The sequence below is a fragment of the Mycobacterium shimoidei genome (assembly GCF_900417275.1).
GTDB lineage: Bacteria > Actinomycetota > Actinomycetes > Mycobacteriales > Mycobacteriaceae > Mycobacterium > Mycobacterium shimoidei.
Genome location: NZ_UEGW01000001.1, coordinates 2047775 through 2074363, shown reverse-complemented (window position 1 = coordinate 2074363; position 26589 = coordinate 2047775). Strand labels below are relative to the sequence as shown.

Genomic DNA, 26589 nt, shown 5'->3' with positions numbered 1-26589 from the left:
CCAGTAACGGCAATGCGCCTCAAGCAGGCGGGCACGTTGGTCGACCGACGTGCCTGTCCAGGTTCCGTCGGTTCAGCCGAGAGCCGGCGGGACCGTCTCCATCCGGTAGGTTCTCCTCGCGGCGCTGTCGTGTGTGTAATAGCGTGCCGACATGGACGTCGAGATCGTCGCCAAGTACCTGTCCACGCTGCCCGAGGACGACGACCACCCCTACCGCACCGGTCCCTGGCGACCGCAGACCACCGAATGGGACGCCGACGATCTGAGTGCCGTGGAGGGCGAAATTCCCCACGATTTGGACGGCGTGTATTTGCGCAATACCGAGAACCCGCTGCACCCGGCGTTGAAGACCTACCATCCGTTCGACGGCGACGGCATGCTACACGTGGTCGGTTTCCGCGACGGAAAAGCCTTCTACCGCAACCGCTTCATTCGCACCGACGGGTTCCTGGCGGAAACCGAAGCGGGCGGACCGTTGTGGGCGGGCCTGGCCGAGCCGGTGTCACTGGCCCGCCGCGACGACGGCTGGGGTGCCCGGGGGCGGATGAAGGACGCGTCGAGCACCGACGTCATCGTGCACCGCGGAATCGCGTTGACCAGCTTTTACCAGTGCGGGGACTTGTATCGGGTAGACCCGTACACGGCTGAAACCCTCGGCAAAGAACAGTGGAATGGCAAATTTCCGTTCGACTGGGGTGTGTCGGCGCATCCGAAGGTCGATCCCAGAACCGGTGAGCTGCTGTTCTTCAACTACAGCAAGCAGGCGCCGTATATGCACTACGGCGTGGTGGACGCTGCCAATCATCTTGTGCACTACACCGATGTCCCGCTGCCGGGGCCCCGGTTGCCGCACGACATGGCGTTCACTGAAAACTACGTCATCCTCAACGATTTCCCGCTGTTCTGGGAACCCGAACTGTTGAGCAGGGACCTGCATGTGGCCCGGTTCCATCCGGACATGCCGTCGCGGTTCGCGGTGCTACCGCGACGCGGAGGGACCGCCGACATCCGCTGGTTCGAGGCGGAGCCGACGTTCGTGCTGCACTTCGTCAACGCCTACGAGGACGGTGACGAGATCGTGCTCGACGGGTTCTTTCAGGCCGACCCAGAACCTGCGGACACCGGCACCGGCACCAAATGGCAACGGGTATTTCGCTTCTTGGCGCTCGACCGCATGCAGGCGCGGCTGCATCGGTGGCGGCTCAACTTGGCGACCGGTGTGGTCGAAGAAGAGCAGCGCTCAGAGACCATCACCGAATTCGGGATGATCAACACCGATTATGTGGCCCGCCCCTACCGCTACAGCTATGCCGCCACCGGAGTGCCGGGCTGGTTTTTGTTTGACGGTCTGGTCAAACACGATGTCCTGACCGGCCGCGAACAGCGCTACTCATTCGGCGAGGGCGTCTACGGAAGCGAAACCGCGATGGCACCGCGGGCCGGAGGCGGCGGCGAAGACGACGGCTACCTGATCACTCTGACCACCGATATGGCCGCCGACGCCTCCTACTGTCTGGTGTTCGATGCCGCTCACCTCGACGGCGGTCCGGTTTGCAAACTCCAACTCCCCGAACGTATTTCCAGTGGTACCCACTCGACTTGGGCGCCCGGCCCCCAGTTGCGGCGCTGGCACAGTGCCGACTCGCCGGCCAGCGCGATCGGACTGTGACCAGTTGTCAACGATGCAGCGACGACGCCACTGCCCAGCCGGAGCAGATCACCGCGCCCGCGGCGGCGACAGCTCCGATATAAAACCCGTAGCCGGCCGAGATCGGCGGGTGGGCGTTGGCATCGAAATACCACGCCGTCAGCGCGGCGATCAACAGCGAAATAAACAGTGCGGCAATCGAAGCCAGTTTCGCCGACAGGCCCCGGCCGACCATCGCGCCCGCCACCAACAGCATCGAAGACAACAACACAATCAGCTGACCTACCCCGAAGCGCGCCGGAAGATGCAGGCCGCCCGCCGTGCCCCCGATGGCACTTGCCCAGCCCCCGCCGTTGGCGGTCGTCGTCAACCATGGCAGCCAGGCGCTGACGGACATCACCGTAGCGAACAACACAACCAGCCAGCCGGGACGCAGTCGAGACATAGTGCGACATTAGCGCGGGCTTTAGGGGAGCTGTCATGACCGAGCTCCCCGATTGGGCTCGCCGGCTGGATCTGGCGCCCAACCCCGAGGGCGGTTGGTTTCGGCAGACCTGGCGCAGTGACATCACCATCGGCCAGTCCGCGCTGCCGCCGGATTACACCGGCCCGCGCAGCGCGGCAACGGCGATCCTGCTGCTGTTGATGCCCGGCCAGCAGTCGGCCTGGCACACCGTGCGCAGCGCCGAGTTGTGGATGCACCACCGCGGCAGCCCGCTGCTGCTCGACATCGGAAGCGAACGGCACAGCACCACAACCCATGTGCTCGGTAGCGACATCCTGGCCGGCGAGCAACCCCAGCTGTTGGTCCCGCCGCGATACTGGCAGCGGGCCCGCCCCCGTGACGACGAGCCCAGCCTGGTCAGTTGTGTGGTGGTACCGGGTTTCGACTACGCCGACTTCGGTCTCGGCGCGGGGACTAGCCCTGTAACGACGACAGGTTGAACACCGCGCCGGTGGGGTCGGTCGCGGCCGCCAACCGGCCGTAGGGCGTGTCCTCGGCGTCCCGAAGCACCGCACCACCGTTGTCGTTGATCACCTGCAACGTCTTGTCGACGTCTTCTGCCCCGAAGTAGATCGTCCAGTGCGATGGGACATCCGCGGGCAGTATGCGGGCACCGTCCATCACGCCCAGTAGTTGCTCATTGCCGAACCATGCTGTGGTGTAACGGAATTCGTCGGTATCTTCGACAGCCTCGGTGCGCCAGCCGAGGACTTGGCGGTAGAAGTCGACGGCCGTGCGGTAGTCCCGGGTGGTCAACTGATGCCACACCGGGGCGCCGGCTTCACCGATCAGCTCGAAACCGCGATGCTCCAGCGGCTGCCACAGACCGAAAAACGCTCCGCCCGGGTCGGTGGCCATGCTCATGAAACCCTTGGCGGGAACCTCCATTGGCGGCATGTATACCGAGCCGCCCGCCTCGGTCAGCGCCGACACCGTCGCGTCGATGTCGCCGGTGTGAAAGTAGGTGGTCCACGCGTCCGGGCCCTGCTGTTGCGGGTTGCGCGCCATCAGCCCGGCGACCGGGTGACCGCCCTTGGCGGCATTGACGTATCCGCCGTAGTCGGGCCCGGCGGATTCGAAAGTCCAGCCGAATACGGTGCCATAGAAGTCTTGGGCCTTCTCGAGGTCGGAAGACGTGAGGTCGATCCAGGTGGGGGCGCCCAACGGCGCGCGGTGACGAATGGGCACGAGAGTCTCCTTTTCATACGATGGCGGCCCAATGTCGGGCTTCATCGATATGGACTCGTGCCGGTGCGAAAACTCATCGCCCCCGGGCTCAGGCCACAGCGAACACCGTGACGAATCGTTCCAGGGATTCGCGGATGTCGCCCTTCAGCGCACCCGCGACGATCATGCCGATCGGGCCGAACAGCGCCGGACCGCCCAGGTGCACGTCGAAGTTGACCTCCGATCCGTCCTCCTTGGGCTTGATCTTGGCCAAGAGCTTCACCTTGACCCCGCCCACGCCCACGCCGTTGAGCGTCATGGCCTGCGGCGGGTTGTAGTGCACGATCGTCCATTTGATCCGGTTGGGCATGCCCTTGACCTCGACGATCGACTCGACGACGGTGCCCTTTTCCAGCTTCTCGGGTAGTTTGCTGCGCCACACCCGATGGATGGTGAGCCATTCCTTGTAGCGGGAAAGGTCGGCGGCGTGAGCCCAGGCCTCTTCAGGCGGCAACGGCACGTCGATGGATCCAGAGACTTTGGCCATGAATTCCTCCCTTCCGCTAGGCGAACCCTACCGTCTGGGTCTGCGGCGCCTCCGCCCACAGTCGGCGCCGCTCGCCCAGGATGCGGCCCTGAACCCACCACAGCGCCTCGATTGCCGCGGCCCCGAGTATGCCGAGTCCCACCGCTTCCGATGTCACAACCACATTCGACGGATCGAGCAGGAACTTCTCTCGCGCCAGCGGCAGGCTGAAGATCACCACGTAAGCCAGCGCGGACGCAATCACCAACGCCACTTTCCACCATCGGTAAGGGCGTGCGACTACGGCGAGCACCCACAGCGCGGTGATGAGCAACGTGATCAGCGCAGCGGTCGACGCCTGCGTCTGCTGCTGGGCACTGGCCACCCGACCGTGGTAGTCCGACAGGTAGGAGATGAAGGTGGCCGCGCCGACGACCAGGCCCGAGGGCAACGCGCCGGACACCACCCGTCGGGCGAAACCGGGTTGGGCACGCTCGTAGTTGGGCGCGAGGGACAAGATGAACGCCGGAATGCCGATGGTGAACCAGGCCGCGATCGTGACGTGGATGGGCTGAAAGGGATACGGCAGTGGATCGGCGCCGAACAGCTTGGAACCCAGGCCGGCCAGACCTACCAGCAGCGCCAGCAGCACCGAGTACACGGTCTTGGTCAAAAAGAGGTTGGCGACGCGTTCGATGTTGCCGATCACCCGTCGGCCCTCCGCGACCACGTATGGCAGCGTGCCGAAACTGTTGTCCAGCAAGACGATCTGAGCCACTGCCCGTGACGCGGGACTGCCCGAACCCATCGCGACGCCGATATCGGCATCCTTGAGCGCCAGCACGTCGTTGACGCCGTCGCCGGTCATCGCCACGGTATGCCCGCGCGATTGCAGCGCGTGCACCATCGCGCGCTTCTGGTCGGGTAGCACCCGGCCGAACGTGGTGTAGCGTTCCAGCGCCTCGGCCAGTTCATCGGGGTCGGCGGGCAGCCGGCGGGCGTCTATGGTCTCGCCCCGTAAGCCCAGTTTCTCGGCGACCGCGGCCACCGACACCGCATTGTCACCGGAAATCACCTTTACTGAAACATTCTGCATTGCAAAGTAATTGAGGGTTTCGGCAGCGTCGGGCCGCACCTTCTGCTCGAGCACCACCAGCGCGACGGGAGTCAAACGGCGCAACGCGTCCGGATGGTCGACGGGCAGGTCGCAGGCCGCCAACAGCATCACCCGCAGGCCGCGTCCGCCGATTTCCTCCGCCCGGGCGGCGGCCGGCGATGCCGGATCGACGAGTACGTCCGGAGCCCCGATCACCCAGTTGCCCCGATCACCATAGGAGGCGCCGCTCCACTTGGTCGCCGACTGAAACGGCGCGATCGCGGTTGCCGTCCAGCCGGGCGGCGAGGAGTACACGTCGGCGATGGCCTGCATGCTGGCGTTGGGCCGGGCGTCGGCGGCGGCGAGCGAAGCGAGTACATCGTCGATTCGTTCGCGCTGACTGTCGAGATGCTGAACCTCGGCGACTCGCATGGCGTTCTCGGTCAGCGTTCCGGTCTTGTCGGCACATACCACGTCGACCCGGGCCAGTCCCTCGATGGCGGGCAATTCCTGCACCAGACACTGGCGTGCGCCCAGGCGGATCACACCCACCGCGAACGCGATCGACGTCAGCAATACCAGTCCCTCCGGGACCATCGGCACCAATGCACCGACCATCCGCAGCACCGACTCCCGCCACTCGGCGTGGATGGTGAACAGTTGGCTGTAGATGGTCAACAAGCCGGCTGGAATCAGCAGATAGGTGACCAGCTGCAGGATCTTGTTGATGCCATTGCGCAGTTCGGATTTCACCAGGGTGAACTTGCTGGCTTCCTCGGCGAGTCTGGCGGCGTAGGCCTCTCGGCCGACCTTCGTGGCGCGGTAGGCGCCGGTGCCGGCGACGACGTAACTGCCCGACATGACCGGATCCCCGATGTTTTTCACGACGTGATCGGCCTCGCCGGTGAGCAGCGATTCGTCGACTTCCAGGCCGGCTTCCTCGACGACTTCGCCGTCGACGACGACCTGGTCGCCCGCACCGAGTTCGATGATGTCGTCGAGCACCACTTCGCCGGGCGGCAAGGCGCGCACCCCGGATTGGCGGCGCACCATCGGAGTTGTCTGCCCGATGATCGCGAGTTTGTCCAAGGTCCGCTTTGCCCTGATCTCCTGGACCATGCCCACAATGCTGTTGGCGATGATGAGCAGCCCGAACATGCCGTTGATCAGCGAACCGGTCGCCAACACGATCACCAACAGCACACCCAGAATCGCGTTGATGCGGGTGAAGACGTTGGCGCGGATGATGTCTCGGACACTGCGGGTGGCCCGCGCCGGAACGTCGTTGGTTTTGCCGTCGGCGATGCGCTGCGCGACCTCGGCGTCGGTCAACCCGGCAGTCACTGGGTGAGGCAAGTTACGACCGCCACCACGGGTCATGTGTCGCGGGGAGCGAAGGCCCGGTTCGCCCACCCGGCTTAGGCACCGACACTTCGACATCGGATGACTCGGCGGCGGCGAGGAGTCGCTCGATCGGCTCGGCCCAGGGATGCGGCGCCAGCCGGAAGGTGCACCAGTGGATCGGCACCAACAGCCGGCCGCCGACGTCGAGGTGTGCCCGGACCGCCTCCTCCGGATTCATGTGGATGTCCGGCCAGGCTTTGTTGTAGGCGCCCACCGGCATCAACGTGACGTCGAATGGCCCGTGTGCGGCGCCGATCGCGGCAAAGCTCTTGGTGTAACCGGTATCACCGGCGAAATACGCGCGATGTCTGGGCCCGATCAGCGCCCACGACGCCCACAGCGTGGTGTTGCGGCTCAAGAACCGCCCCGAGAAATGCCGGGCCGGTGTGCATACCAGACGGAGCTCGTCGACCTGCGCGACCTCGTTCCAATCGAGTTCGATGATGCGCTCACCGGGGATGCCCCAGGCGCGCAGGTGCGCTCCGACCCCCAACGGCACGACAAACGGCGCCCGCTGGGTGCGAGCCAGCGCGACGACGGTGTCGGTGTCGAGGTGGTCGTAGTGGTCGTGGCTGATCACGATTGCGTCCAGCGCCGGCAACCCTTCGACTTCTGTTGGCGGAGGATGCATTCGCTGCGGGCCGATGACGTCCGACGGGGAGCAGCGCTCACTCCAGATCGGGTCGGTGAGCACCCGGTAGCCGTCGAGTTCCACCAGCACCGTGGCGTGGCCCAACCAACAGACCGCGATGTCCTCGGCCACACCGGCGAGGCCGCGGGGCAGCTCCATCGGGATCGGGGCGGCGGGTCGCGTCGCGGCGCGCCCGCCGATGATTTCGCGCAGGATCAGCCGCTGTTGCTCACGGTCGATGCTGAACACCGAGGCCGGCTCGGGATTGACGAACACACCCTCACGCAGGTTCGGTGAGCGTTCGGCCGCCGCGCGGATGGCAGCCGGCGCTGCGCCGAGGGCCGTCGGCGCACCGTGCAGGGCACGCAGCATCCACCCGCCGCCGGCCAGCGTGGCGGTGCCGGCAGCGAGCCGCAACGCCCCCCGCAACATCGGCTCACGCCCCCTGGAACTTCGGCGGCCGCTTCTCCAGGCGGGCCACCTGTGCCTCGATCACGTCCTGGCTGGCCCACGCCTTGTCGAACAACTCCTTGTGAGCAGGCCACGGCTCTTCGATCGCGCCGTCGTCGTTGAGCACCCGCTTGGCGTGCTGCAGCGCGAGCGGCGCCAGCCCGGCGATCTCCGCCGCCCAGGCCTGTGCATCGGCCAGTGTCCCGATCCGGTTGGCCATGCCGGTCTGCAGCGCCGCCTCGGCGGTCAGCTTTTCCGCGGTCAGCAGCATCGCGCGGGCGCGGCCATGCCCGACCAACGACGACAGTCGGCGGATACTCCAGTTATCCAGTGCCAGACCGTATTTGGATGTCGGAAATTGGAAGAACGCATCGGGGGCCACTACCCGCAGATCACATTGCATCGCCAACTGCAGTCCGGCGCCGATCGCCGGGCCGTTGATCGCGCCGACCACCGGCATCGGTGCGGCGTCCATGGCTTTGTGCAGCTCGACCAGCCGGTCCGGGTAGTCGGCGGCGAATGCGTCGCCACTCAGGTCAGCGCCAGCACAGAACACCGTGCCCTGACCTGTGAGCACGATGACGCGCACATTCTCCGTGGCGGCCTTCTGGACCGCTTCCCGCAACTCCTCGACCAGCTCAGAGTTGAGCGCGTTACGCCGCTCGGGGCGTTGCAGCTCGATCGTCATGACCTGCTCGACGTGGGTGACAGCAATCATGCGCGCCACTCCTCCTCATCGCTGCGCTCTGCATCGTCGTTGGCGCAAATCATGCCGACCACCATATCCAGGCCCGTCGGCTCAGGCCGACGCCGTCACCAGCTCCCAGTCGTCGGGCAACCCGTGCGTCTTGGCCAGCTCACCCTCGGCTTCAACGTGCACGGTCACGCTGCCCAGCCGCAGATCGGTCAGCTCGACGCGACCCCACGCCGCCGGAACATGCGCCGAGATCGACAGCCTGCGGTGCGGCACGTCGGGGTCGAGTCCCATAAAAGCCCGCAGCAACAGCAGCGGGGCCGCACTCGCCCAGGCCTGCGGCGAGCACGACGTGGGGTAAGGCACCGGGGTGGCGAACTGGGAGCGCGGAAAGCCGCAGAACAGTTCGGGCAGTCTGGCACCGAACGCCTCAGCCGCATCGAGCAGGCCCGTGGCCAGGTGCTCGGCCAGCTCGACCGCGCCGGGAATGTGCCGATAGCGCAGCAGCCCGGCCACCGCGATCGCGGTGTCGTGCGGCCACACCGAGCCGTTGTGGTAGCTCATCGGGTTATAGGCGCCCATCGTGGTCGCCAGCGTGCGCAATCCGAACCCGGAATCCATCTCCTCACTGGCCAGCCGCTCGACGAGGACTTCGGCGTGTTCATCGCTCGCGATCCCGGTCCACAAACAGTGGGCCGCGTTGCTGGTCAGGGCATCGACCGGACGCTTGGAGCCGTCCAGCGCGAGCGCGTACCACCCCTTGTCCGGGAGCCAGAAGGCGTCGAGGAACTTGGCTCGCAACTCTTGCGCCCACTGACGCAGTCGCGCCGCTGTGGCCGCATCGCCGAACCCGTCAGCGAGGTCGGCGCGCCCGAGCAGCGCCGCGTACAGGTAGCCCTGGACCTCGCACAGCGCGATGGGCGGTTCGGCCCGCCGGCCCGCAGCATCGTTGATGCCGTCGAAGCTGTCCTTCCAGCCCTGGTTGATCAGCCCCCGGTCGGTGGCGCGCCGGTATTCGACGAAGCCGTCCCCGTCGCGATCGCCGTAGCGCTCCGCCCAACTCAATGCGGCGTCGGCCGCGGGCAGCAGCGCGCGCACGGCGGTCTCGTCGGCTCCCCACCGCCACGCCTCGGCCAGTAGCATCACGAAAAGCGGTGTGACGTCGACCGATCCGTAGTAGACGTTGCCGCCGAGCACATCGTCGCTGGCCGGGCCGCGCCGGATTTCGTGCATGAGCCGGCCCGGTTCTTCCTCGGTGATCGGGTCGACGCGCCGGCCCTGCAACGCGGCGAGTCGCTGCAGCGTGCCGACCGCGAGCCCAACCTCCAGCGGCAGCGCCATCCACGCGGTGAGCACGCTGTCGCGGCCGAACAGCGTCATGAACCAGGGTGCCCCGGCCGCGACGAACGATCGGCCCAGGCCGGTTTCGTCGTGCATCAGCAGCGCCCCGAGGTCGCTCTCGGTCTGACGCAACACCGCGGCGAGCCGCGGATGGTCGGTTTCGACGTTGGTCGAGCTGACCCGCCAAGCCTCGACCTTGCGGGCCGGCGCGCTGGATCCCACATCCTCGCCGGTGCGGACGCGGTGGGTGATCTTCTGGTTCGCCCAGGTCGGCAGCAACATGATTTCGGTCTGCCAGCACTCCCCCGGCGGCACCACCACCCGCCAGTTCAGCGAGCCGGGCAACACGATGGGATCACCGGTGGCGGTGATGGTCAGGCCGCGCACCTGGTCACCGCGCTCGCGCAGCACCAGCTCGCCGTCGGTCACCGCCATGTCGGCGCCGGAGACTGCCACCCGCCCCTCCTTGACCGCGAACAGGTCGGCGAAGTCAGCGTCGGCGTGCAGTTCGAGAAACACCGCCGTGCTTTCCTTGTCGAGGTTGTGCAGCGAGATGATCTCCCGCAGCCCATCGACGATCAGCCGTTCCCGGACCACCAGCAGGGTGCTGTCGGCGCGCGCGGAATGCGGAGCGCGCCGCATGATGAACCGGGCCGCGAACGCCTCCGTCGTCTCCACCGACAACGACTCGGGCACTTGACCGTCCACCCGCATTTCCCAGCGCGACAAGACGCGGGCGTCGCGGAAGAACAGCCCGTGCGGCCGGCCCACCACCATGTCGCCGTAACGGTCGGACAGGCAGAACGTCGCGCCCTCGACCAGCGTCACTGTCTCGTCGCCGGACCCGACCCGGGCAACAGGACTGCCGGTGTTGAATCCGTAGGTCACGAGGTCGCCTTGTCAGTCAGCTCGCGAACAGGTGTGATCGGTTCGGCCGTCGCCGGTGGACCGGACTGAACCAGGTGGTGGCGCAACGCCTTCCGGTAGATCTGCTCATATCCGTAACCTAACTGTGCCACCTCGAAGTGTGTTGCGACATGCCGACGGCAAACGTGCGGATCGATCGCGTCGGTCCGCGCGATTGCGGCCGCCAGTTCGTCAGGTTGCTCGCACACGAAACCGGTGGTGCCGTCGACAACCACCTCGGCGACCGCGCCGCCACGCAGCGCGACGACCGGGGTCCCGCACGCCATCGCTTCGATCATCACGATCCCGAACGGCTCCTCCCACTGCACGGGGAACAGCAGACAACGCGCGCCGGCCAACAATTTGCGCTTGCTGACCGCATCCGCTTCGCCGAACACGTGGTCGCTGTCGGTAAGCAACGGCCGCACACAGTCCTCGAAGTACTGCTTCTCCGCGGGCTCGTTGCATTTGCCCGCCAAAACGAGCGATATGCCCGCCTCGTGCGCGGCCTGCACGGCCAGGTGGGCACCCTTGTACGGCGCGAACCGCCCCAAAAACAGCGCATAGTCGCCCTTGTCGGCCTGAAACGGCCAGTCGTCGATCCGCAGCGCATTGTGCACGCGGCCAATCCAATTCAGGTCAGGCGCCAGTTGTCGCTGCCGGTCGCTGATGGCGACCAGACCGGCGTCGCGGCCGAGTTCACGGTAGTACGGGTGCAAGTCGTCGTCGATGGGCCCGTGCACGGTCACCACAGTCGGCACCTCCAGTGCCCGATACGTCGGGGTGTTCAACGCGCCGGCAAAGGTGTGGTCGTGCACGATGTCGACACCGTCGCCCGCGGCGATTCGCGCGATAGCGCTGCGGACCTTCAGCGCGTGCATCACCTCGGGATAGGGCTCGCCCAGCCGGTCCGGCAGCGTCCGATCCCACACCGGGACGAACTTGGCTGCGGTGCCCGGCTCGCCGGCGCCGATCACCGTCACGCTGTGACCACGGGCGACGAGCATGTCGGCGAGGTCGGCCACGACGGCCTCGACGCCGCCGTAACCCTTCGGTGGAATATCGAAATACGGCGGTGCCACCAAGACGATCCGCAGCGGGTGCGCGGAATCGGGACCGTCGGACCAGAAGACGAAATCAGCGCCGCGCAATGACCTTCCCTCCCTTCAGCTCGCGCATTAGCACTCTCGGTCTACGAGTGCTAATTATGGTCCGTTCGCGGCGGCTCTGCAAAGTCGCACCGCGGGCGGGCTGGTTACCCTCGTGCGGTGAGCCGGATCAGCGCCGACGAACTTCGGGATGCGGTGCTCGACAAGGGATCGTTCGTCAGCTGGGACACCGAGCCGCTCGCGGTCCCGGCAAAGGACGCGTACGCACGGGAGTTGACCGCCGCCCGGGCCGCCACCGGGCTCAGCGAGTCGGTCGTCACCGGTGAAGGTCGGGTGCACGGGCGACGGGTGGCCGTGATCGCCTGCGAGTTCGACTTCCTGGCCGGTTCGATCGGGGTCGCCGCGGCCGAACGGATCACCACGGCCATCGAACGGGCGACCCGAGAGCGGCTGCCGCTGCTGGCCTCGCCGAGTTCCGGCGGCACCCGAATGCAGGAAGGCACGGTCGCTTTCGTGCAGATGGTCAAGATCAGCGCGGCGGTCGAACTGCACAAGCGGGCGCACCTGCCCTACCTGGTTTACCTGCGCCACCCGACCACCGGCGGGGTCTTCGCGTCCTGGGGTTCGCTGGGCCATGTCACCATCGCCGAGCCGGGCGCCCTGATCGGTTTTCTGGGGCCCCGGGTGTACGAGCAGCTCTACGGTGAGCCGTTCCCGCCGGGCATCCAGGTCGCCGAGAATCTGCAGCGTCACGGGGTTATCGACGGTGTCATTCCGTTGCGGTGGCTGCGCCGCACGCTGGAGCGGGCACTGAAGGTGCTGGTGGATCCACCCGGGGCACCGCCGCCGGCCATCGCCGACGAACCGATACCCGATGTGCCGGCTTGGGATTCGGTGCTGGCCTCACGACGGCCGGACCGGCCCGGGGTCGGCACCCTGCTGCGCCACGGGGCCACCGAGCGGGTCTTGTTGTCGGGTACCGGTCAGGGCGAAGCAAAAGGCATGCTGCTGGCGCTGGCGCGCTTCGGCGGCCAGCCCGCGGTGGTGTTGGGCCAGCAGCGCGTCTTCGGCGGCGTCGTGGGCCCGGCCGCGCTGCGCGAAGCCCGGCGCGGCATGGCCCTGGCCGCCGGCTTGCGTATCCCCCTGGCGCTCATCATCGACACCGCGGGGCCGGCGCTGTCCGAAGCGGCCGAGCAGGAAGGACTCGCCGGCGAGATCGCACGCTGCCTAGCCGAACTCGTCACACTCGACACCCCGACGGTCTCGATCCTGCTGGGGCAGGGCAGCGGCGGGCCCGCGCTGGCAATGGTTCCCGCCGATCGGGTGCTGGCGGCGTTGCATGGCTGGCTGGCGCCGCTGCCGCCAGAGGGCGCCAGCGCACTGATATTCCGCGACACCGACCACGCCGCGGAACTGGCTGCATCGCAAGGTACTCGGTCCAGGGACCTGCGCGCGTCCGGAATCGTCGACGTCGTCGTGCCGGAACATCCCGATGCCGCCGACGAGCCGATCGAATTCGCCAAACGGATGTCTCGAACGATCGCTCGCGAGCTCCATTCGCTGCAGGCGACACCCGCCAATCAGCGGCTCGCCGCGCGCCTGGACCGCTATCGGCGCATCGGCTTGCCCGGCCCGAGACGATGACTCAACATTCAACCGATGACGAGGAAGGACACCGCAAGGCCGGGCGCGCTCGTCCGGGATCGGGCCGCGCTGAGCGCGGTCAACTTCTTCATGGCCGACATGGAGGCCGGGATGGGCCCGTTCCTGGGCGTGTTGCTGGCCGGTCGCGGCTTCAGCACCAGTGCCATCGGCGCGGTCATCACCCTGGGCGCCATCGTCGGCATGTGCACGGTCGCCCCGGCCGGTGCGCTGGTCGACGCCACCACCCGCAAACGGGCCTGCGTCATCATCGTCGGTCTCGCCGCAGTGGCGGCGTCGGCGGTGATTCTCACATCGCGGCAGTTCTGGGTCGTCGCCGCCGCGCAGGCGGTGATGTGCATCTCCGGGGCGACGATCGCCCCCGCGGTTATCGGCATCACGCTCGGAGTCGTCGGCCAAGCCGGATTCACCGCTCAGAACGGCCGTAACCAGGCCTACAACCACGCGGGCAACATGGTCGGTGCCGCGTTATCAGGACTGCTGGGCTGGCTTTTCGGTTACCCCGCCGTTTTCTGGCTGGCCGCCGGATTCGCAGCGGTCACCATCGGCTCGGTACTGTCCATCCCCGCCGATCACATCGACCACCACGTCGCCCGGGGCGAGGCCCCGCCCGAGACCGGGGCACCGGTCAAGCGGTTCCGGGTGTTGCTCGAGTGCAAGCCGCTGCTGGCGGTGGCCGCCGCGGTGATGCTGTTTTGGCTGGGTAACGCGGCAATGCTGCCGCTGTACGGACTGGCGGTGGTGGCCACCCACACCAACCCGTTCACCACCGTGGCCAGCACCGTCGTGGTGGCCCAGGGCGTCATGATCATCACCGCGCTGGTGGCCATGCGGATCGCCCAGACCCGCGGCTACTGGCTGGCCATCCTGATCGCGTTCAGCGCACTGCCCATCCGTGCGGTCATCGCCGCCCATGTCATCAGCGCCTGGGGCGTCATTCCGGTCCAGGTGCTCGACGGTGTCGGCTCCGGCATGCTGTCGGTCGCGGTGCCCGGCCTGGTGGCCCGGATCCTCGACGGCACCGGCCACGTCAACGTCGGGCAGGGCGCCGTCATGGCCGCTCAGGGTCTCGGCGGTGCGCTCAGCCCGCTATTGGGCGGATATGTCGCCCAACATCTCGGGTTCCCAACCGCTTTCCTGATGCTGGGCGCGCTGTCGCTCGGCTCGCTGGTCATCTGGCTTTCATGCGCGTCCAGGCTGCGCCGCGAACGCGAATACGTCGCGGCTCGTCCGGCCGTCGCGGCCAGCCCAGGGTAGCGACGGGCGGCACATCTTCCCACAGCTGCTCATCGGGATCAGGCAAGATGGGCAGCATGGACACAAGTGCGACCTCACCCCGGGTATTGGTGGTCGACGACGACTCCGACGTGCTCGCGTCGCTGGAACGCGGGCTACGGCTGTCCGGATTCGAGGTGTCGACGGCAGTCGACGGTGCTGAGGCGCTGCGCAGTGCCACCGAGACTCGGCCGGATGCCATCGTGCTCGACATCAACATGCCCGTACTGGACGGCGTCAGCGTGGTCACCGCGCTGCGCGCCATGGACAACGACGTGCCGGTCTGTGTGCTCTCGGCGCGCAGCTCGGTCGACGACCGGGTGATGGGCCTGGAGGCGGGCGCGGACGACTACCTGGTCAAACCGTTCGTGCTGGCCGAGCTGGTGGCGCGGGTCAAGGCGCTGCTGCGCCGCCGCGGGTCCACTGCGACCTCGTCGTCGGAAATCATCACGGTCGGGCCGTTGGAGGTCGACATCCCGGGCCGTCGGGCCCGGGTCAACGGTGTCGATGTCGACCTGACCAAGCGAGAGTTCGACCTGCTCGCGGTGCTGGCCGAGCACAAGACCGCGGTGCTGTCCCGTGCGCAATTGCTGGAACTGGTCTGGGGATACGACTTCGCTGCAGACACCAACGTCGTCGACGTGTTCATCGGCTACCTGCGACGCAAGCTGGAAGCAGGCGGCGGCCCGCGGCTGCTGCACACCGTTCGTGGAGTGGGGTTCGTACTGCGCGTGCAGTAACGGTGACCCATGAACGTGTTGTCCCGGATCTTGAGCCGCACCCCCTCGCTGCGGGCGCGGGTCGTGGTCGCCACCGCGATCGGAGCGGCGATTCCGGTACTGATCGTGGGTACCGTCGTCTGGTTCGGCATCACCAACAACAGCAAGGAGCGGCTTGACCGCCGCCTCGACGAAGCGGCGGGTTTCGCGATTCCGTTCCTGCCCCGCGGCCTCGAGGGGATCCCCCGCTCGCCCAACTACCAGAACACGGTCATCACCGTGCGCAGGGGGGATCAAGTCACGTCCAACACGCCGGTCGTGCTGCCCGAGTTGCCGGCCGGCTACGCCGACACCGATGTCAACGGTGTGCGCTACCGGGTGCGCACGGTCCAGATACCGGCGCTACAGCCGACGACGGTGCAAGTGGGAGCAACCTACGACGAGGCGATCGCCGAGACCAACAACTTGCATCGTCGCGTCATCTTGATCTGTGGGTTCGCGATCGGCGCGGCGGCGGTGTTCAGCTGGCTGCTGGCCGCGTTCGCGGTACGGCCGTTCAAACAACTCGCGGAGCAGACCCGCTCGATCGACGCCGGCGATCAGGCACCGCGGGTCGAAGTGCGCGGTGCCACCGAGGCCGTGGAGATTGCCGAGGCGATGCGCGGGATGCTGCAGCGTATCTGGAGTGAGCAGGAACGCACCAAGGAGGCACTCGCCTCGGCCCGCGACTTCGCTTCGGTGTCCGCCCACGAGCTGCGCACCCCGCTCACCGCGATGCGCACCAACCTCGAGGTGCTGACGACGCTGGAGTTGGCCGACGACCAGCGCAAAGAAGTGCTCAACGACGTGGTCCGCACCCAGTCACGCATCGAGGCCACGCTGAGCGCGCTGGAGCGGCTGGCGCAAGGTGAGCTGTCGACCTCCGACGACCATGTTCCGGTCGATATCACCGAGTTGCTCGACCGCGCCGCGCACGACGCCATGCGGGTGTACCCCAACCTCGAGGTGTCGCTGGCGCCGTCGCCGACCTGCATCATCGTCGGAATGCCCGCCGGGTTGCGGCTGGCCGTCGACAACGCGATCGCCAATGCCGTCAAACACGGTGGCGCCACCCGTGTTCAGCTGTCCGCGGTCAGCTCGCGCGACGGGGTGGAGATCGCCATCGACGACAACGGCAGCGGAGTGCCCGAGCACGAACGCCAGCTGGTGTTCGACCGGTTCTCCCGCGGGTCGACGGCTTCGCATTCGGGTTCGGGGTTGGGCCTGGCATTGGTGGCCCAGCAGGCCCAATTACACGGCGGCACAGCTACGTTGGAGGACAGCCCGCTGGGCGGCGCCCGGCTGGTGCTGCGGCTGCCCGCGCCGAGCTGAGTCGAGTTTCTGCTCAGCTAGCACCGGCTGTTATCCGGTTGTCGATGTGCAGGTCGGGCCAAGTGTCCTCGGCGGCTTGCAAGACGGCGTCCGCTTGCTCGGCTGTCGCAGCGGTGCCCGCCAGCGTGACAGTGTCGCCGACGGCCGAGAGCCGGAAGTCGGGAATCGCCGCGGCGGTGTTGAAAACCAGTGCGGCATCGGAGAAGTCGAGCGAGTTGACATCCGGGTTGATGCCGAGGTTGTCAACTACGTTGGCGGTCGACCCGACCGACTCGACCACCGCGTCGAGCAGGGCCGCCCTGGCTTTGGCGTCGGGAAACTCACCTTGCAGCGTTATTTCCTTGCCGGTGCGCGTGATTGAGACCGGCACCAGTGATATCGGCGAAATCGTCGCCGCGGCGGGTGCCGCACCGGTCGGCTCATGGGACCGCGTTCGATCCAGCAGGCCGTAACCGATTGCGCCCAGCAGCAGGGTAACCATCAGGCCGATCAGCCATCGGAACCGTCGTCGGTAGAACACGGCCATGGGCGGAAAGCCTAGGCCAGGGCGCCGGGCAACTCGACGACGTGCACACTGGAGTCGTGGCCGCCCGTGTCGACGCCGTCGACGTCGTCGTGGTAGGTGGCGGACACAACGCCCTTGTCGCGGCCGGATATCTGGCCCGGGCCGGGCTGCGCGTGCGGTTGCTGGAGCGGCTCGACCAGGTCGGCGGGGCTGCGGTGTCGGCGCACCTCTTCGAGGGCGTCGAGGCACGCCTGTCGCGATTTTCCTACTTGGTCAGCCTGCTGCCGGCGCGCATCGTCGAGGAGCTGGGTGCGCCAGTGCGGTTGGCCCGCCGCCGGTACTCCTCGTACACCCCTGACCCGGGCCGCGCCGGGCTGTTGATCGGAGATGCCCCCGCCGACCTGCGCGCGTTCCACCGCCGGTGCCGGCTGGTGACCGAGCGGCTCTGGCCGACCTTGCTGGAGCCACTGCCGACCCGCACGGCGGCACGCCGACTGGTCGGCGACGACGCGGCCTGGCACGCCATGGTCGTCGAGCCGATCGGGCTGGCCATCGCCGACGCGCTCGAGAGCGACTTGGTGCGCGGTCTGGTTGCCACCGATGCGTTGATCGGCACTTTCGCTCGCCTCGACGACCTGTCGCTGCGGCAGAACGTCTGCTTCTTGTATCACCTGCTCGGTGGCGGTACCGGCGACTGGCTCGTCCCGATCGGCGGCATGGGTGCGGTGACCACCGCGTTGGCATCGGCCGCATCCGGTTACGGCGCCGAAATCATCACCGGCGCGGCGGTTTACGCGGTGAATCCGGACGGCGAGGTGCGCTACCGCCACGGCGACGACGAGTGCGTGGTCCGCGGTAGGTTCGTGCTGGCCGGTGTGACGCCGACGGTGCTGGCCGGGCTGCTCGGTGAAGGGCAGCCGCCCGCGGCGCCGGGCGCGCAGGTCAAGGTGAACATGCTGGTGCGGCGGCTGCCGCGGTTGCGCGACGAGTCGGTGACCCCCGAGCAGGCGTTCAACGGCACGATGCACGTCAATGAGACCTGGACGCAACTGGATTCGGCGTATGCGCAGGCGGCGGCCGGACGTGTTCCGGACCCGCTGCCGTGCGAGGTCTACTGCCATTCGCTCACCGATCCAAGCATCCTGTCGCCCGCGCTGCGCGAGTCCGGCGCGCAGGCTTTGACGGTGTTCGGCCTGCACACGCCGCACGGGCTGCGTGGGGATTTCACCGAAGCGGTGCTCGATTCGTTGAATTCGGTTCTGGGCGAACCCATTCAGGAGCAATTGCTGGCTGATGCAAACGGGCGACCGTGCCTCGAAACCGTCACCACTGCCGATCTGGAAGACACGCTGGCCATGACCGGGGGGAACATCTTTCACGGCGGGCTGGCCTGGCCGTTCGCCGACGACGACGATCCGCTGGACACACCCGCGCGGCGGTGGGGTGTGGCCACGGCGCATGAGCGAATCCTGTTGTGCGGCTCGGGTGCTCGCCGCGGTGGAGCGGTGTCGGGGATCGGCGGACACAACGCCGCGATGGCGGTGCTGGCGTCGTCCTGACCCCCGGCCCTCCCGCCCCCAGGGCGCGAACGGGCGCAGTTGTACAGCATTTCCGGCGTGTCGGCGTACAAACACGCCCGCTCGCGGAGAAAGAAAGGGAGGGAGAGCCTACCGCGCGTCGATCGTGGTGTAGTCGCGCTCGGTGTAGCCGGTGTAGATCTGGCGCGGACGGCCGATCTTGGAATCGCCCTCGTCGTGCATCTCGCGCCAGTGCGCGATCCATCCCGGCAGCCGGCCCAGCGCGAACAGCACGGTGAACATCCGCGTCGGGAATCCCAGCGCCCGGTAAATCAGCCCGGTGTAGAAGTCGACGTTGGGGTACAGCTTGCGCTCGATGAAGTAGTCGTCGGTGAGCGCCGCCTCCTCGAGTTCCTTGGCGATCTTGAGCAGGTGGTCGTCACCGCCGAGCTTGCCGAGAATCTTGTCGGCCTGTTCTTTGACGATGCGCGCCCGCGGGTCGTAGTTCTTGTACACGCGGTGGCCGAAGCCCATCAGCTTGACGCCTTCCTCGCGGTTCTTGACCTTGCGGACGAACTCCGCGACGTCGTCGTCGCTTTGCCGGATCTTCTCGAGCATCTCCAGCACCGCCTGGTTGGCGCCGCCGTGCAGCGGGCCCCATAGCGCGTTGATGCCACCGGAGATCGACGTGAACAGGTTGGCCCGCGACGAGCCCACCAGCCGCACCGTCGACGTCGAGCAATTCTGCTCGTGGTCGGCGTGCAAGATGAACAGCATGTCCAGCGCCCGGACGATCTCCGGGTCCGGCGTGTAGGGCTCGGCCGGCAAACCGAACGTCATCCGCAAAAAGTTCTCTACCAGCGTCAGCGAGTTGTCCGGATACAGGAAGGGCTGGCCCACCGACTTCTTGAACGCGTAGGCGGCGATGGTCGGCAGCTTGGCCAGCAGCCGGATCGTGGACAGCTCGACCTGGTCGCTGTCCATCGGGTCCAGCGAATCCTGGTAGTAGGCGGAGAGCGCGTTGACGACGCTGCTCAACACCGGCATCGGGTGGGCGTTGCGCGGAAAGCCGTCGAAGAACCGCTTGAGGTCCTCATGCAGCATGGTGTGGCGCTGGATCTGCTTGGTGAAGTTGGCGAGCTGCTCTTTGGTCGGCAGCTCACCGTAAATCAGCAGGTAGCTGACCTCGAGGAACGTCGACTTCTCCGCGAGCTGCTCGATCGGGTAGCCGCGGTAGCGCAGGATGCCCGCATCGCCGTCGATGTAGGTGATGGCGCTCTTGGTGGAGGCGGTGTTCATGAAGCCGCTGTCGAAGGTCGTGTAACCCGTCTTGGCCAGCAGTGAGCCCAGCGCAATGCCGTCGGCTCCCTCGGTGGCGTGTGCGATCTTTAGTTCCAGCTCACCACCTGGGTATCGCAGCGTGGCGGTGTCGTCAGTTGCTGCCACAAGAATCCCTTTGCGCTCTGCTCATGCTGCCCAGCTTTTATAGGCGTGCTTATAGCTGAAGGTAGTCGTTATCGCGCCGGTGCGTCTGCCCGGGGTGTCGGGTCACAGTAGCCGATGATCGCCGGCGCGGTGCGTGGATCTGCACTGAGCACCGCAAAAATCGCCCGGTTGGCGCCGATTCCGGCCACCGGGCCCGGCCGCTATGGCTGCAGGCGTTCAACGACCCCGCCTGTGACGCGAATCCTGTTGTGCAGCCGGTTTTCTCGGCCCTGCCAGAACTCGACCACCTCGGGTGCGATGCGGTACCCGCCCCAGTTCGGGGGGACCGGGACCTGCTCGCTGTCAGCGAAACGGGCGGTGACCTCGGCCAGCTGGTCCAGGAGGGCCGCGCGCGACGCGATCGGCCGCGACTGCTGCGACGCCCAGGCACCCAACTGTGAGCCCCGCGGCCGTCGGGACCAGTACTCTTGCGTCTCGGCCGGGTCGACCTTGGTCACCGGGCCGCGGATGTGGACCTGCCGGCCGAGCAGATACCACGGGAACGTCGCCGACGCGTACGGCGTCGCGGCGAGCTCGGCGGCCTTGGCCGAGTCGTAGCTGGTGTAGAAAGTGATCCCCCGCTCATCGACACTCTTGCACAGCACTGAGCGGCTGACCGGCCGGCCCGAGTCGACAGTGGCCAGCACGAAGGCGTTGGGTTCGGCGACGCCGGCGTCCTCGGCGTCGCGGATCCACTTGCGCAGCAAGGCAACCCACCCATCCTGCAACCAGTCGACGTCGAGATCGGGGCTGCCGTCCTTTTCCACCGACCCGTACTCGGCACGCATTGCGGCAAGGTGCTCATTGTCCGGTCCTGCCATCGCGCCAACGGTACCTCGGCGAGCAAGCTACGGTTACCGACCGGTAGCGGCCGGTCCGGACCGGCGTGCGAGAATTCAGCTATGACCGTGATCCCGGACAAAATCCCGGAGAACTTCGTCGCCGGCCTCGACGGTGTGGTGGCCTTCACCACCGAGATCGCCGAGCCTGACAAGGACGGCGGTGCGCTGCGCTACCGCGGTGTGGACATCGAGGAACTGGTGGGCCGGCGGGTCACCTTCGGTGACACCTGGGCGTTGCTGGTCGACGGCAAATTCGGCCACGGGCTGCCGCCGGCCGAGCCGTTCCCGCTGCCGATCCACAGCGGCGATGTGCGCGTCGACGTGCAGGCCGGGCTGGCGATGTTGGCGCCGATCTGGGGGTATCAGCCGCTGCTCGACATTGACGACTCCACCGCCCGCGCCCAGCTGGCCAGGGCCTCGGTGATGGCGCTGTCCTATGTCGCCCAGTCCGCCCGCGGCATCTACCAGCCGGCGGTTCCGCAACGGGTCATCGACGAATGCCCCACGGTGACTGCACGTTTCATGACCCGATGGCAGGGCGAGCCGGACCCCAGACATATCGAGGCTGTTGACGCTTACTGGGTTTCCGCGGCCGAGCACGGCATGAACGCCTCGACCTTCACCGCCCGGGTGATCGCTTCGACCGGCGCCGACGTGGCGGCCGCATTGTCCGGGGCCATCGGGGCGATGAGCGGCCCGCTGCACGGCGGTGCGCCCGCCCGGGTGTTGCCGATGCTCGAGCAAGTCGAGCGCACCGGCGACGCGCGCGGTCTGGTCAAGGGCATCCTGGACCGCGGTGAGAAGCTGATGGGCTTCGGGCACCGGGTCTACCGCGCCGAGGATCCGCGGGCCCGGGTGCTGCGGGCCACCGCAGAGCGACTCGGGGCACCGCGCTACGAGGTCGCGATGGCACTCGAGCAGGCAGCCCTGGCGGAACTGCGGGAGCGGCGGCCGGACCGGGCCATCGAAACCAACGTCGAGTTCTGGGCGGCAGTGGTGCTGGACTTTGCCCGGGTGCCGCCGCAGATGATGCCGGCGATGTTCACCTGCGGGCGCACCGCCGGTTGGTGTGCACACATCCTCGAGCAGAAGAAACTGGGCAAGTTGGTCCGCCCGTCGGCCATCTATGTCGGCCCCGATCCGCGCAGCGCGGAGGCGGTCGAAGGCTGGGACCAGGTCCGCACACTGTCATAACCTGCGGCGATCACGGCGATGATTTTGTGTCGCCTCCGTGGTCTATACCGGTACCAGACCTATGACCATTAGGAGGCCACCATGGCGATCGCCGTCGAACCCACCGTATCCCCGCACCTCGTCGTCGACGACGCCGCGGCGGCGATCGACTTTTACGTCAAGGCCTTCGACGCTGTCGAATTGGGCCGGGTCCCCCGCCCGGACGGCAAGCTGATCCATGCGGCGCTGCGCATCAACGGCTTTGTGGTGATGCTCAACGACGACTTCCCGGAAATGTCGGGCGGCAAGTCGATGACCCCGAAGTCGCTCGGCGGGACGCCGGTCACCATTCACATGACGGTGACCGACGTCGATGCAAAGTTCCAGCGGGCGCTGGACGCCGGCGCGACCGTCGTTGCGCCGTTGGAAGACCAGTTCTGGGGCGACCGCTACGGCGTGCTGGCCGATCCGTTCGGCCACCATTGGTCGCTGGGCCAGCCGATGCGTGAGGTCAGCATGGAGGAAATCGCCGCGGCAATGGCACAGGAGTCCTAAACCAGTTCACGGATCCGGTCGAAAATCCGCCGTCGCAACGGAATTCGCGGCGCGTTCGCCGCGACGGCCAGCATGTCGGCGATCGAGGTGAACTTGTCGCGGGGGCGCTCGCGGGCCTTGCCTCGCTCACGTTCTGCCTCGTCGATCGCCCGCCAACCGGCGGCGTCGACGACGTCGGGCTGACGGGCGTGCACCAGCCGGGCCAACGCACGCGGACCGGCGACGGGATCGGTCAGCAGACCCTCGTTGAAGTCCGCTACCAGCGACTGCACCGTCTGCAGCGAGCAGGACTTGTTGGTGCCGATGAATCCGGTGGGCCCGCGCTTGATCCATCCCGCCACATACGCCCCACGAACCGGCTGCCCGCTGTCCGGGTCGACGACGCGCCCTGCGTCGTTCGGGACCACCGCGGCGCTCTCGTCGAACGGGAGCCCGGCCACAGGTGTGCCGCGGTAGCCGATCGAACTGAGCACCAGCCCGGCGTCCACTCGGCGCGTCTCGTCGGTGCCGGTGACGGCGAACTCCATAGCGGTGACACGGTCTGTGCCCACGATGCGCATCGGGGTCAGCAGGTAGGCCAGCCGGATGCGCGGTCGTCTCACCGGACTCGAGGGAAGGGCGAGCTTGCTGAGGATTTCCAGCTTCTGCTTGGTCAGGGGATCTTTGGTGGTCTCCAGGTCACGGCGCACCAGCTCGTGGTCGTGCGCGTCGAGCACCACGTCGGCCGACGTGGTGAGCCCGATCAGCTCGGGCAGCGTGAACGCCGAGTGCGCGGGGCCGCGGCGGGCGGCGATCACCACCTCCTGCACTCGTGAAGTCCGCAGCACGCCCAGCGCGTGATCGGAGATGTCGGTGCGGGCCAGCTCGTCGGGATCGGTGGTGAGCACTCGCGCCACGTCGAGGGCGACATTGCCGTTGCCGATGATCACGACCCGCTCGTGCCCCAGATCGACTGGAAGATCGGTGAAGTCGGGGTGTCCGTTGATCCACGCGACCAGCTCGGTGGCGGTCGCGCTGCCGGGCAATCCCACACCCTCGATCTCGAGCCGGCGGTCGGTCGGCGCTCCGACGGCGTAGACGACGGCGTGATGATGCGCGAGCAGGTCGGCGTGGCTCAGATGCTTACCGACCTGGACGTTGAGATAGAACTGAAAGCCCCGCCGCGCGGCGACCCTGTCGAACAGCCAGGTGACCCGCTTGGTGCTCTGGTGGTCGGGCGCGACGCCGGCCCGTACCAGGCCGTAGGGCGTCGGCAGCTTCTCGAACACGTTGACGCGCACGCCCGGCTGTGTCAGCAACTCGTCGGCGGCGTACATCGCCGCCGGTCCCGAGCCGACGATGGCCACCGTCAGCGGGTGGTCGCGGGCATGCACCTGCGCCGCCGGAATCACCGGGGCCAGTTTCGACGTCGGCGGCAGCTTCACGTCGGGCGGCCGGTACGGATAAAACGACGCGTTGATGTCGACGAACGGCAACTGGCGGACGTCCAGCCGGGTGTCGGGCGCGATCGCTCCGACCGGGCACGCACTCACACAGGCGCCGCAGTCCACACAAGCCGCCGGATCGATGTAGAGCATCTCGGAGGTGGCAAAGCCGGGCTCGTCCGGCGTGGGGTGAATGCAGTTCACCGGACACGCGAACACGCAGGACCCGTCGTTACAGCACGACTGGGTGATGACGTGCGGCATAGGCGCCCTATGCGGCCGCGACCAGGTGCTGGCGCGCTGGCTCGCTGCGGTAGCGCGAAGGCTTGCCGTTGATCTTGCAGATCCGCCAGATGATCTTCGCGACCGGATTCATCAGGCCGGTGTCGTGGCACAGCATCCGCACGTCGCCGAACATATCGCGAAGCATCTGCCGCGACTCCGGGGAACGGAAGAACGCTTCCTTGCGCACCTCACGCGGAATGTCGAACTCCTGCCAGAAGGCCTTGGGCGGCACCACGATGGCCGAGCACAGGATCCGCATTGTGATCGGCACCGACAGCGAGAGCCAGAACCGCTTGCGGCGCGGCAGATGTGGCACCCGCTTGCGCAGGTACTCATGAGCGAAGGAGATGTGGCGAGCCTCCTCGGCCACGTGGATGGCCATCACCCGCTCCATGATCGGGTGCAGCTCCTTGCCTTCGCGCAACACGTTCTTCTGGGTGTGGTCGATGGGCTCCTCGCCGGCGAGGATGCCGAACCAGAACGGGATCGGCAGCGGTCCGGCGAGCAGCGGGATCAGCGGCTGGATCCACTTGAGCAGCCGCGGCATGCCCGGCACGTCGGCGCCGATGCGGTTCACCATCTCCTGGAACATCATCGTGTGGTTGCACTCTTCGACCGCCTCGTGCAGGCAGTAGCGGTATTCCGGTGAACCGTTGGGCACCCAGAACGCGTACTCCATCAAGCCGCGGATGAGGATGGACTCGAAGTGCAGGCCGACCTTGGCGACGTTCGCCTGACGCCACATGCCGATTTCGATCTGGCGTTCCTCCGACTGCGCCTGATACCAGGGGTGGCGGCCCAGCGGATCGGTGGCCGGCAGCTTCCAGCGCGGATCGTTCTTCGTGACCGCGAATTCCGGCGAGTTCCAGTCGATGTCGGTATAGGGGTTGAAGTTGCGCCGCACCGACCCCTCGGAGAGCGTGCGCAGCATCTCCACGTACTCGGTGTCGTCGGACACGTCCATGTTGCGACGCCAGCGACGTACGAGCTTCGTCCGATCCATCTTCTGAGCCATGCCGGTCTCCTGATGAGCTTTACATTTGGACGTCGTGTGTCTAGACAGTACCGCAGGTATCGGAAACTTTCTAGGCCCGCCACGAGCACTGTGGCGTACCCGAAAACGACCACTTCGATGTGGTCTGGCTCACACGCCCGGGATCACTAGCCTGGTGATCATGGCACAGGCACTGAGGATTCCCGACGGCATCAAACCCCACGACGGCCGCTTCGGGTGCGGCCCGTCCAAGGTTCGGCCCGAGCAGCTGCAAGCGCTCGCGACCAGCGCCGCCGGGTTGTTCGGTACCTCGCACCGGCAGGCCCCGGTGAAGGACCTGGTGGGCCGGGTCCGCACCGGATTGCGCGACTTCTTCTCCGTGCCCGACGGCTATGAGGTCATCCTGGGCAACGGCGGGGCGACCGCATTCTGGGACGCCGCGGCGTTCGGATTGATCGACAAGCGGTCGTTGCACTTGAGCTACGGCGAGTTCAGTTCCAAGTTCGCCAGCGCGGTCACCAAGAATCCGTTCGTCGGCGACCCGATTGTGGTCAAAGCCGACCCCGGGAGCGCCCCCGAGCCGCAGAGCGACCCTTCGGTCGACGTGATCGCCTGGGCGCACAACGAGACCTCGACCGGGGTGGCGGTGCCGGTCGAACGGCCCGCCGGGTCGGGTGATGCGCTGGTCTTGATCGACGCCACGTCCGGAGCAGGGGGCTTGCCGGTCGACATCACCGAGGCCGACGCCTACTACTTCGCGCCGCAGAAGAACTTCGCCAGCGACGGCGGGCTGTGGGTGGCGATCCTGAGCCCGGCGGCGCTGGCCCGCATCGAGGCGATCGCCGCGGCCGGACGGTGGGTGCCCGACTTCTTGTCGCTGCCGATCGCCGTCGAGAACAGTTTGAAGAACCAGACCTACAACACCCCGGCGATCGGAACGCTGGTGTTGCTGGCCGAGCAGATCGACTGGCTGCTGGGCAACGGCGGACTGGACTGGGCGGTCAAGCGCACCGCCGATTCGTCGCAGCGGCTGTACTCGTGGGCGCAGGAGCGGCCCTACACCAGGCCATTTGTCGCCGAGCCGCGGCTGCGCTCAGCGGTGGTGGGCACGATCGATTTCAGCGACGACGTCGATGCGGGGGCCGTTGCCGCGGTTTTGCGGGCGAACGGCATCGTCGACACCGAGCCCTACCGCAAACTCGGCCGCAATCAATTGCGGGTCGGAATGTTCCCGGCGGTCGAGCCGGAGGACGTCAGCGCGCTCACCGAGTGCGTCGACTGGGTCGTCGAACGGCTCTAAGCGAT

At 67.1% G+C, this 26589-nt stretch carries 23 protein-coding genes; 10 read left to right on the top strand and 13 right to left on the bottom strand.

Annotated features, from left to right (window positions below; translation table 11 throughout):
• Positions 1–151: 151 nt before the first annotated feature.
• On the top strand, positions 152–1669 hold the full coding sequence (locus MSP7336_RS10225) for a carotenoid oxygenase family protein (RefSeq protein ID WP_113963631.1): 1518 nt from the start codon (positions 152–154) through the stop codon (positions 1667–1669).
• A gap of 7 nt (positions 1670–1676) precedes the next feature.
• Here MSP7336_RS10225 and MSP7336_RS10220 read toward each other — a convergent pair whose 3' ends face one another.
• The gene (locus tag MSP7336_RS10220) at positions 1677–2093 is read right to left on the bottom strand and encodes a hypothetical protein (protein WP_069396767.1); all 417 of its coding nucleotides are present in this window, start codon (positions 2091–2093) and stop codon (positions 1677–1679) included.
• Between the two features lie 35 nt (positions 2094–2128).
• Between MSP7336_RS10220 and MSP7336_RS10215 the strand changes: the two genes are divergently transcribed.
• The gene (locus tag MSP7336_RS10215) at positions 2129–2593 is read left to right on the top strand and encodes a cupin domain-containing protein (protein WP_113963630.1); all 465 of its coding nucleotides are present in this window, start codon (positions 2129–2131) and stop codon (positions 2591–2593) included.
• Here the strand turns inward: MSP7336_RS10215 and MSP7336_RS10210 are convergent.
• The 7 genes from MSP7336_RS10210 to MSP7336_RS10180 form a co-directional block, all read right to left on the bottom strand.
• The gene (locus MSP7336_RS10210; protein WP_113964855.1) at positions 2568–3341 is read right to left on the bottom strand and encodes a VOC family protein; all 774 of its coding nucleotides are present in this window, start codon (positions 3339–3341) and stop codon (positions 2568–2570) included. The two genes, MSP7336_RS10215 and MSP7336_RS10210, sit on opposite strands and share 26 nt — an antisense overlap.
• 88 nt (positions 3342–3429) lie before the next feature.
• Complete coding sequence (locus MSP7336_RS10205) at positions 3430–3867, bottom strand: type II toxin-antitoxin system Rv0910 family toxin (RefSeq protein ID WP_113963629.1); 438 nt, start codon at positions 3865–3867, stop codon at positions 3430–3432.
• A 16-nt stretch (positions 3868–3883) separates the two neighbouring features.
• Positions 3884–6322: a cation-translocating P-type ATPase gene (locus tag MSP7336_RS10200; protein WP_113963628.1), complete on the bottom strand. Its 2439-nt coding sequence runs from the start codon at positions 6320–6322 to the stop codon at positions 3884–3886.
• Positions 6300–7409, bottom strand: a complete 1110-nt coding sequence (locus MSP7336_RS10195; RefSeq protein ID WP_113963627.1) for an MBL fold metallo-hydrolase — start codon at positions 7407–7409, stop codon at positions 6300–6302. Before MSP7336_RS10195 ends, MSP7336_RS10200 begins: the two co-directional genes overlap by 23 nt.
• 4 nt (positions 7410–7413) lie before the next feature.
• Entirely contained in the window at positions 7414–8145 is a 732-nt protein-coding gene (locus MSP7336_RS10190; protein WP_113964854.1) for an enoyl-CoA hydratase, read from the bottom strand.
• Positions 8146–8226: 81 nt separating this feature from the next.
• Positions 8227–10350: an amylo-alpha-1,6-glucosidase gene (locus tag MSP7336_RS10185; protein WP_113963626.1), complete on the bottom strand. Its 2124-nt coding sequence runs from the start codon at positions 10348–10350 to the stop codon at positions 8227–8229.
• Positions 10347–11519, bottom strand: coding sequence for a glycosyltransferase family 4 protein (locus tag MSP7336_RS10180; RefSeq protein WP_084226503.1), 1173 nt, complete (start codon positions 11517–11519; stop codon positions 10347–10349). The genes MSP7336_RS10185 and MSP7336_RS10180 overlap by 4 nt, the downstream gene beginning before the upstream one ends.
• Before the next feature lie 117 nt (positions 11520–11636).
• Between MSP7336_RS10180 and MSP7336_RS10175 the strand changes: the two genes are divergently transcribed.
• From MSP7336_RS10175 to MSP7336_RS10160, 4 genes are read left to right on the top strand one after another with little or no spacing between them, the layout of a single operon-like run.
• On the top strand, positions 11637–13121 hold the full coding sequence (locus MSP7336_RS10175; RefSeq protein WP_113963625.1) for an acetyl-coenzyme A carboxylase carboxyl transferase subunits beta/alpha: 1485 nt from the start codon (positions 11637–11639) through the stop codon (positions 13119–13121).
• A gap of 15 nt (positions 13122–13136) precedes the next feature.
• Positions 13137–14396, top strand: a complete 1260-nt coding sequence (locus MSP7336_RS10170) for an MFS transporter (protein WP_113963624.1) — start codon at positions 13137–13139, stop codon at positions 14394–14396.
• 47 nt (positions 14397–14443) lie between these two features.
• Entirely contained in the window at positions 14444–15154 is a 711-nt protein-coding gene (gene prrA, locus MSP7336_RS10165) for a two-component system response regulator PrrA (protein ID WP_069396759.1), read from the top strand.
• A gap of 9 nt (positions 15155–15163) precedes the next feature.
• Complete coding sequence (locus tag MSP7336_RS10160; RefSeq protein ID WP_069396758.1) at positions 15164–16504, top strand: HAMP domain-containing sensor histidine kinase; 1341 nt, start codon at positions 15164–15166, stop codon at positions 16502–16504.
• Positions 16505–16517: 13 nt separating this feature from the next.
• On the opposite strand, the gene arfA is transcribed toward MSP7336_RS10160, so the two are convergent.
• Positions 16518–17030, bottom strand: coding sequence for a channel-forming protein ArfA/OmpATb (arfA, locus tag MSP7336_RS10155; protein ID WP_084226502.1), 513 nt, complete (start codon positions 17028–17030; stop codon positions 16518–16520).
• Between the two features lie 56 nt (positions 17031–17086).
• On the opposite strand from arfA, the gene MSP7336_RS10150 reads away from it, so the two are divergent.
• Positions 17087–18568: a phytoene desaturase family protein gene (locus tag MSP7336_RS10150; RefSeq protein WP_113963623.1), complete on the top strand. Its 1482-nt coding sequence runs from the start codon at positions 17087–17089 to the stop codon at positions 18566–18568.
• Between the two features lie 108 nt (positions 18569–18676).
• Here MSP7336_RS10150 and MSP7336_RS10145 read toward each other — a convergent pair whose 3' ends face one another.
• Positions 18677–19972, bottom strand: coding sequence for a citrate synthase (locus MSP7336_RS10145; RefSeq protein WP_069396756.1), 1296 nt, complete (start codon positions 19970–19972; stop codon positions 18677–18679).
• Positions 19973–20172: 200 nt separating this feature from the next.
• Positions 20173–20832, bottom strand: a complete 660-nt coding sequence (pdxH, locus tag MSP7336_RS10140) for a pyridoxamine 5'-phosphate oxidase (protein ID WP_069396755.1) — start codon at positions 20830–20832, stop codon at positions 20173–20175.
• Between the two features lie 81 nt (positions 20833–20913).
• On the opposite strand from pdxH, the gene MSP7336_RS10135 reads away from it, so the two are divergent.
• Positions 20914–22047 carry a citrate synthase 2 gene (locus MSP7336_RS10135; RefSeq protein WP_069396754.1) on the top strand — a complete coding sequence of 378 codons (1134 nt, stop codon included), beginning with the start codon at positions 20914–20916 and terminating at the stop codon, positions 22045–22047.
• Between the two features lie 81 nt (positions 22048–22128).
• A complete protein-coding gene (locus MSP7336_RS10130; protein ID WP_069396753.1) occupies positions 22129–22581 on the top strand; it encodes a VOC family protein in 453 nt (150 codons plus the stop codon).
• Here MSP7336_RS10130 and MSP7336_RS10125 read toward each other — a convergent pair.
• Together MSP7336_RS10125 and MSP7336_RS10120 are read right to left on the bottom strand one after the other, a co-directional pair.
• The gene (locus tag MSP7336_RS10125) at positions 22578–24269 is read right to left on the bottom strand and encodes an FAD-dependent oxidoreductase (protein ID WP_069396752.1); all 1692 of its coding nucleotides are present in this window, start codon (positions 24267–24269) and stop codon (positions 22578–22580) included. The genes MSP7336_RS10130 and MSP7336_RS10125 overlap by 4 nt on opposite strands.
• Positions 24270–24276: 7 nt before the next feature.
• Positions 24277–25293 carry an AurF N-oxygenase family protein gene (locus tag MSP7336_RS10120; protein ID WP_069396781.1) on the bottom strand — a complete coding sequence of 339 codons (1017 nt, stop codon included), beginning with the start codon at positions 25291–25293 and terminating at the stop codon, positions 24277–24279.
• A 172-nt stretch (positions 25294–25465) separates the two neighbouring features.
• On the opposite strand from MSP7336_RS10120, the gene serC reads away from it, so the two are divergent.
• A complete protein-coding gene (gene serC, locus MSP7336_RS10115) occupies positions 25466–26584 on the top strand; it encodes a phosphoserine transaminase (protein ID WP_069396780.1) in 1119 nt (372 codons plus the stop codon).
• Positions 26585–26589: the final 5 nt, after the last annotated feature.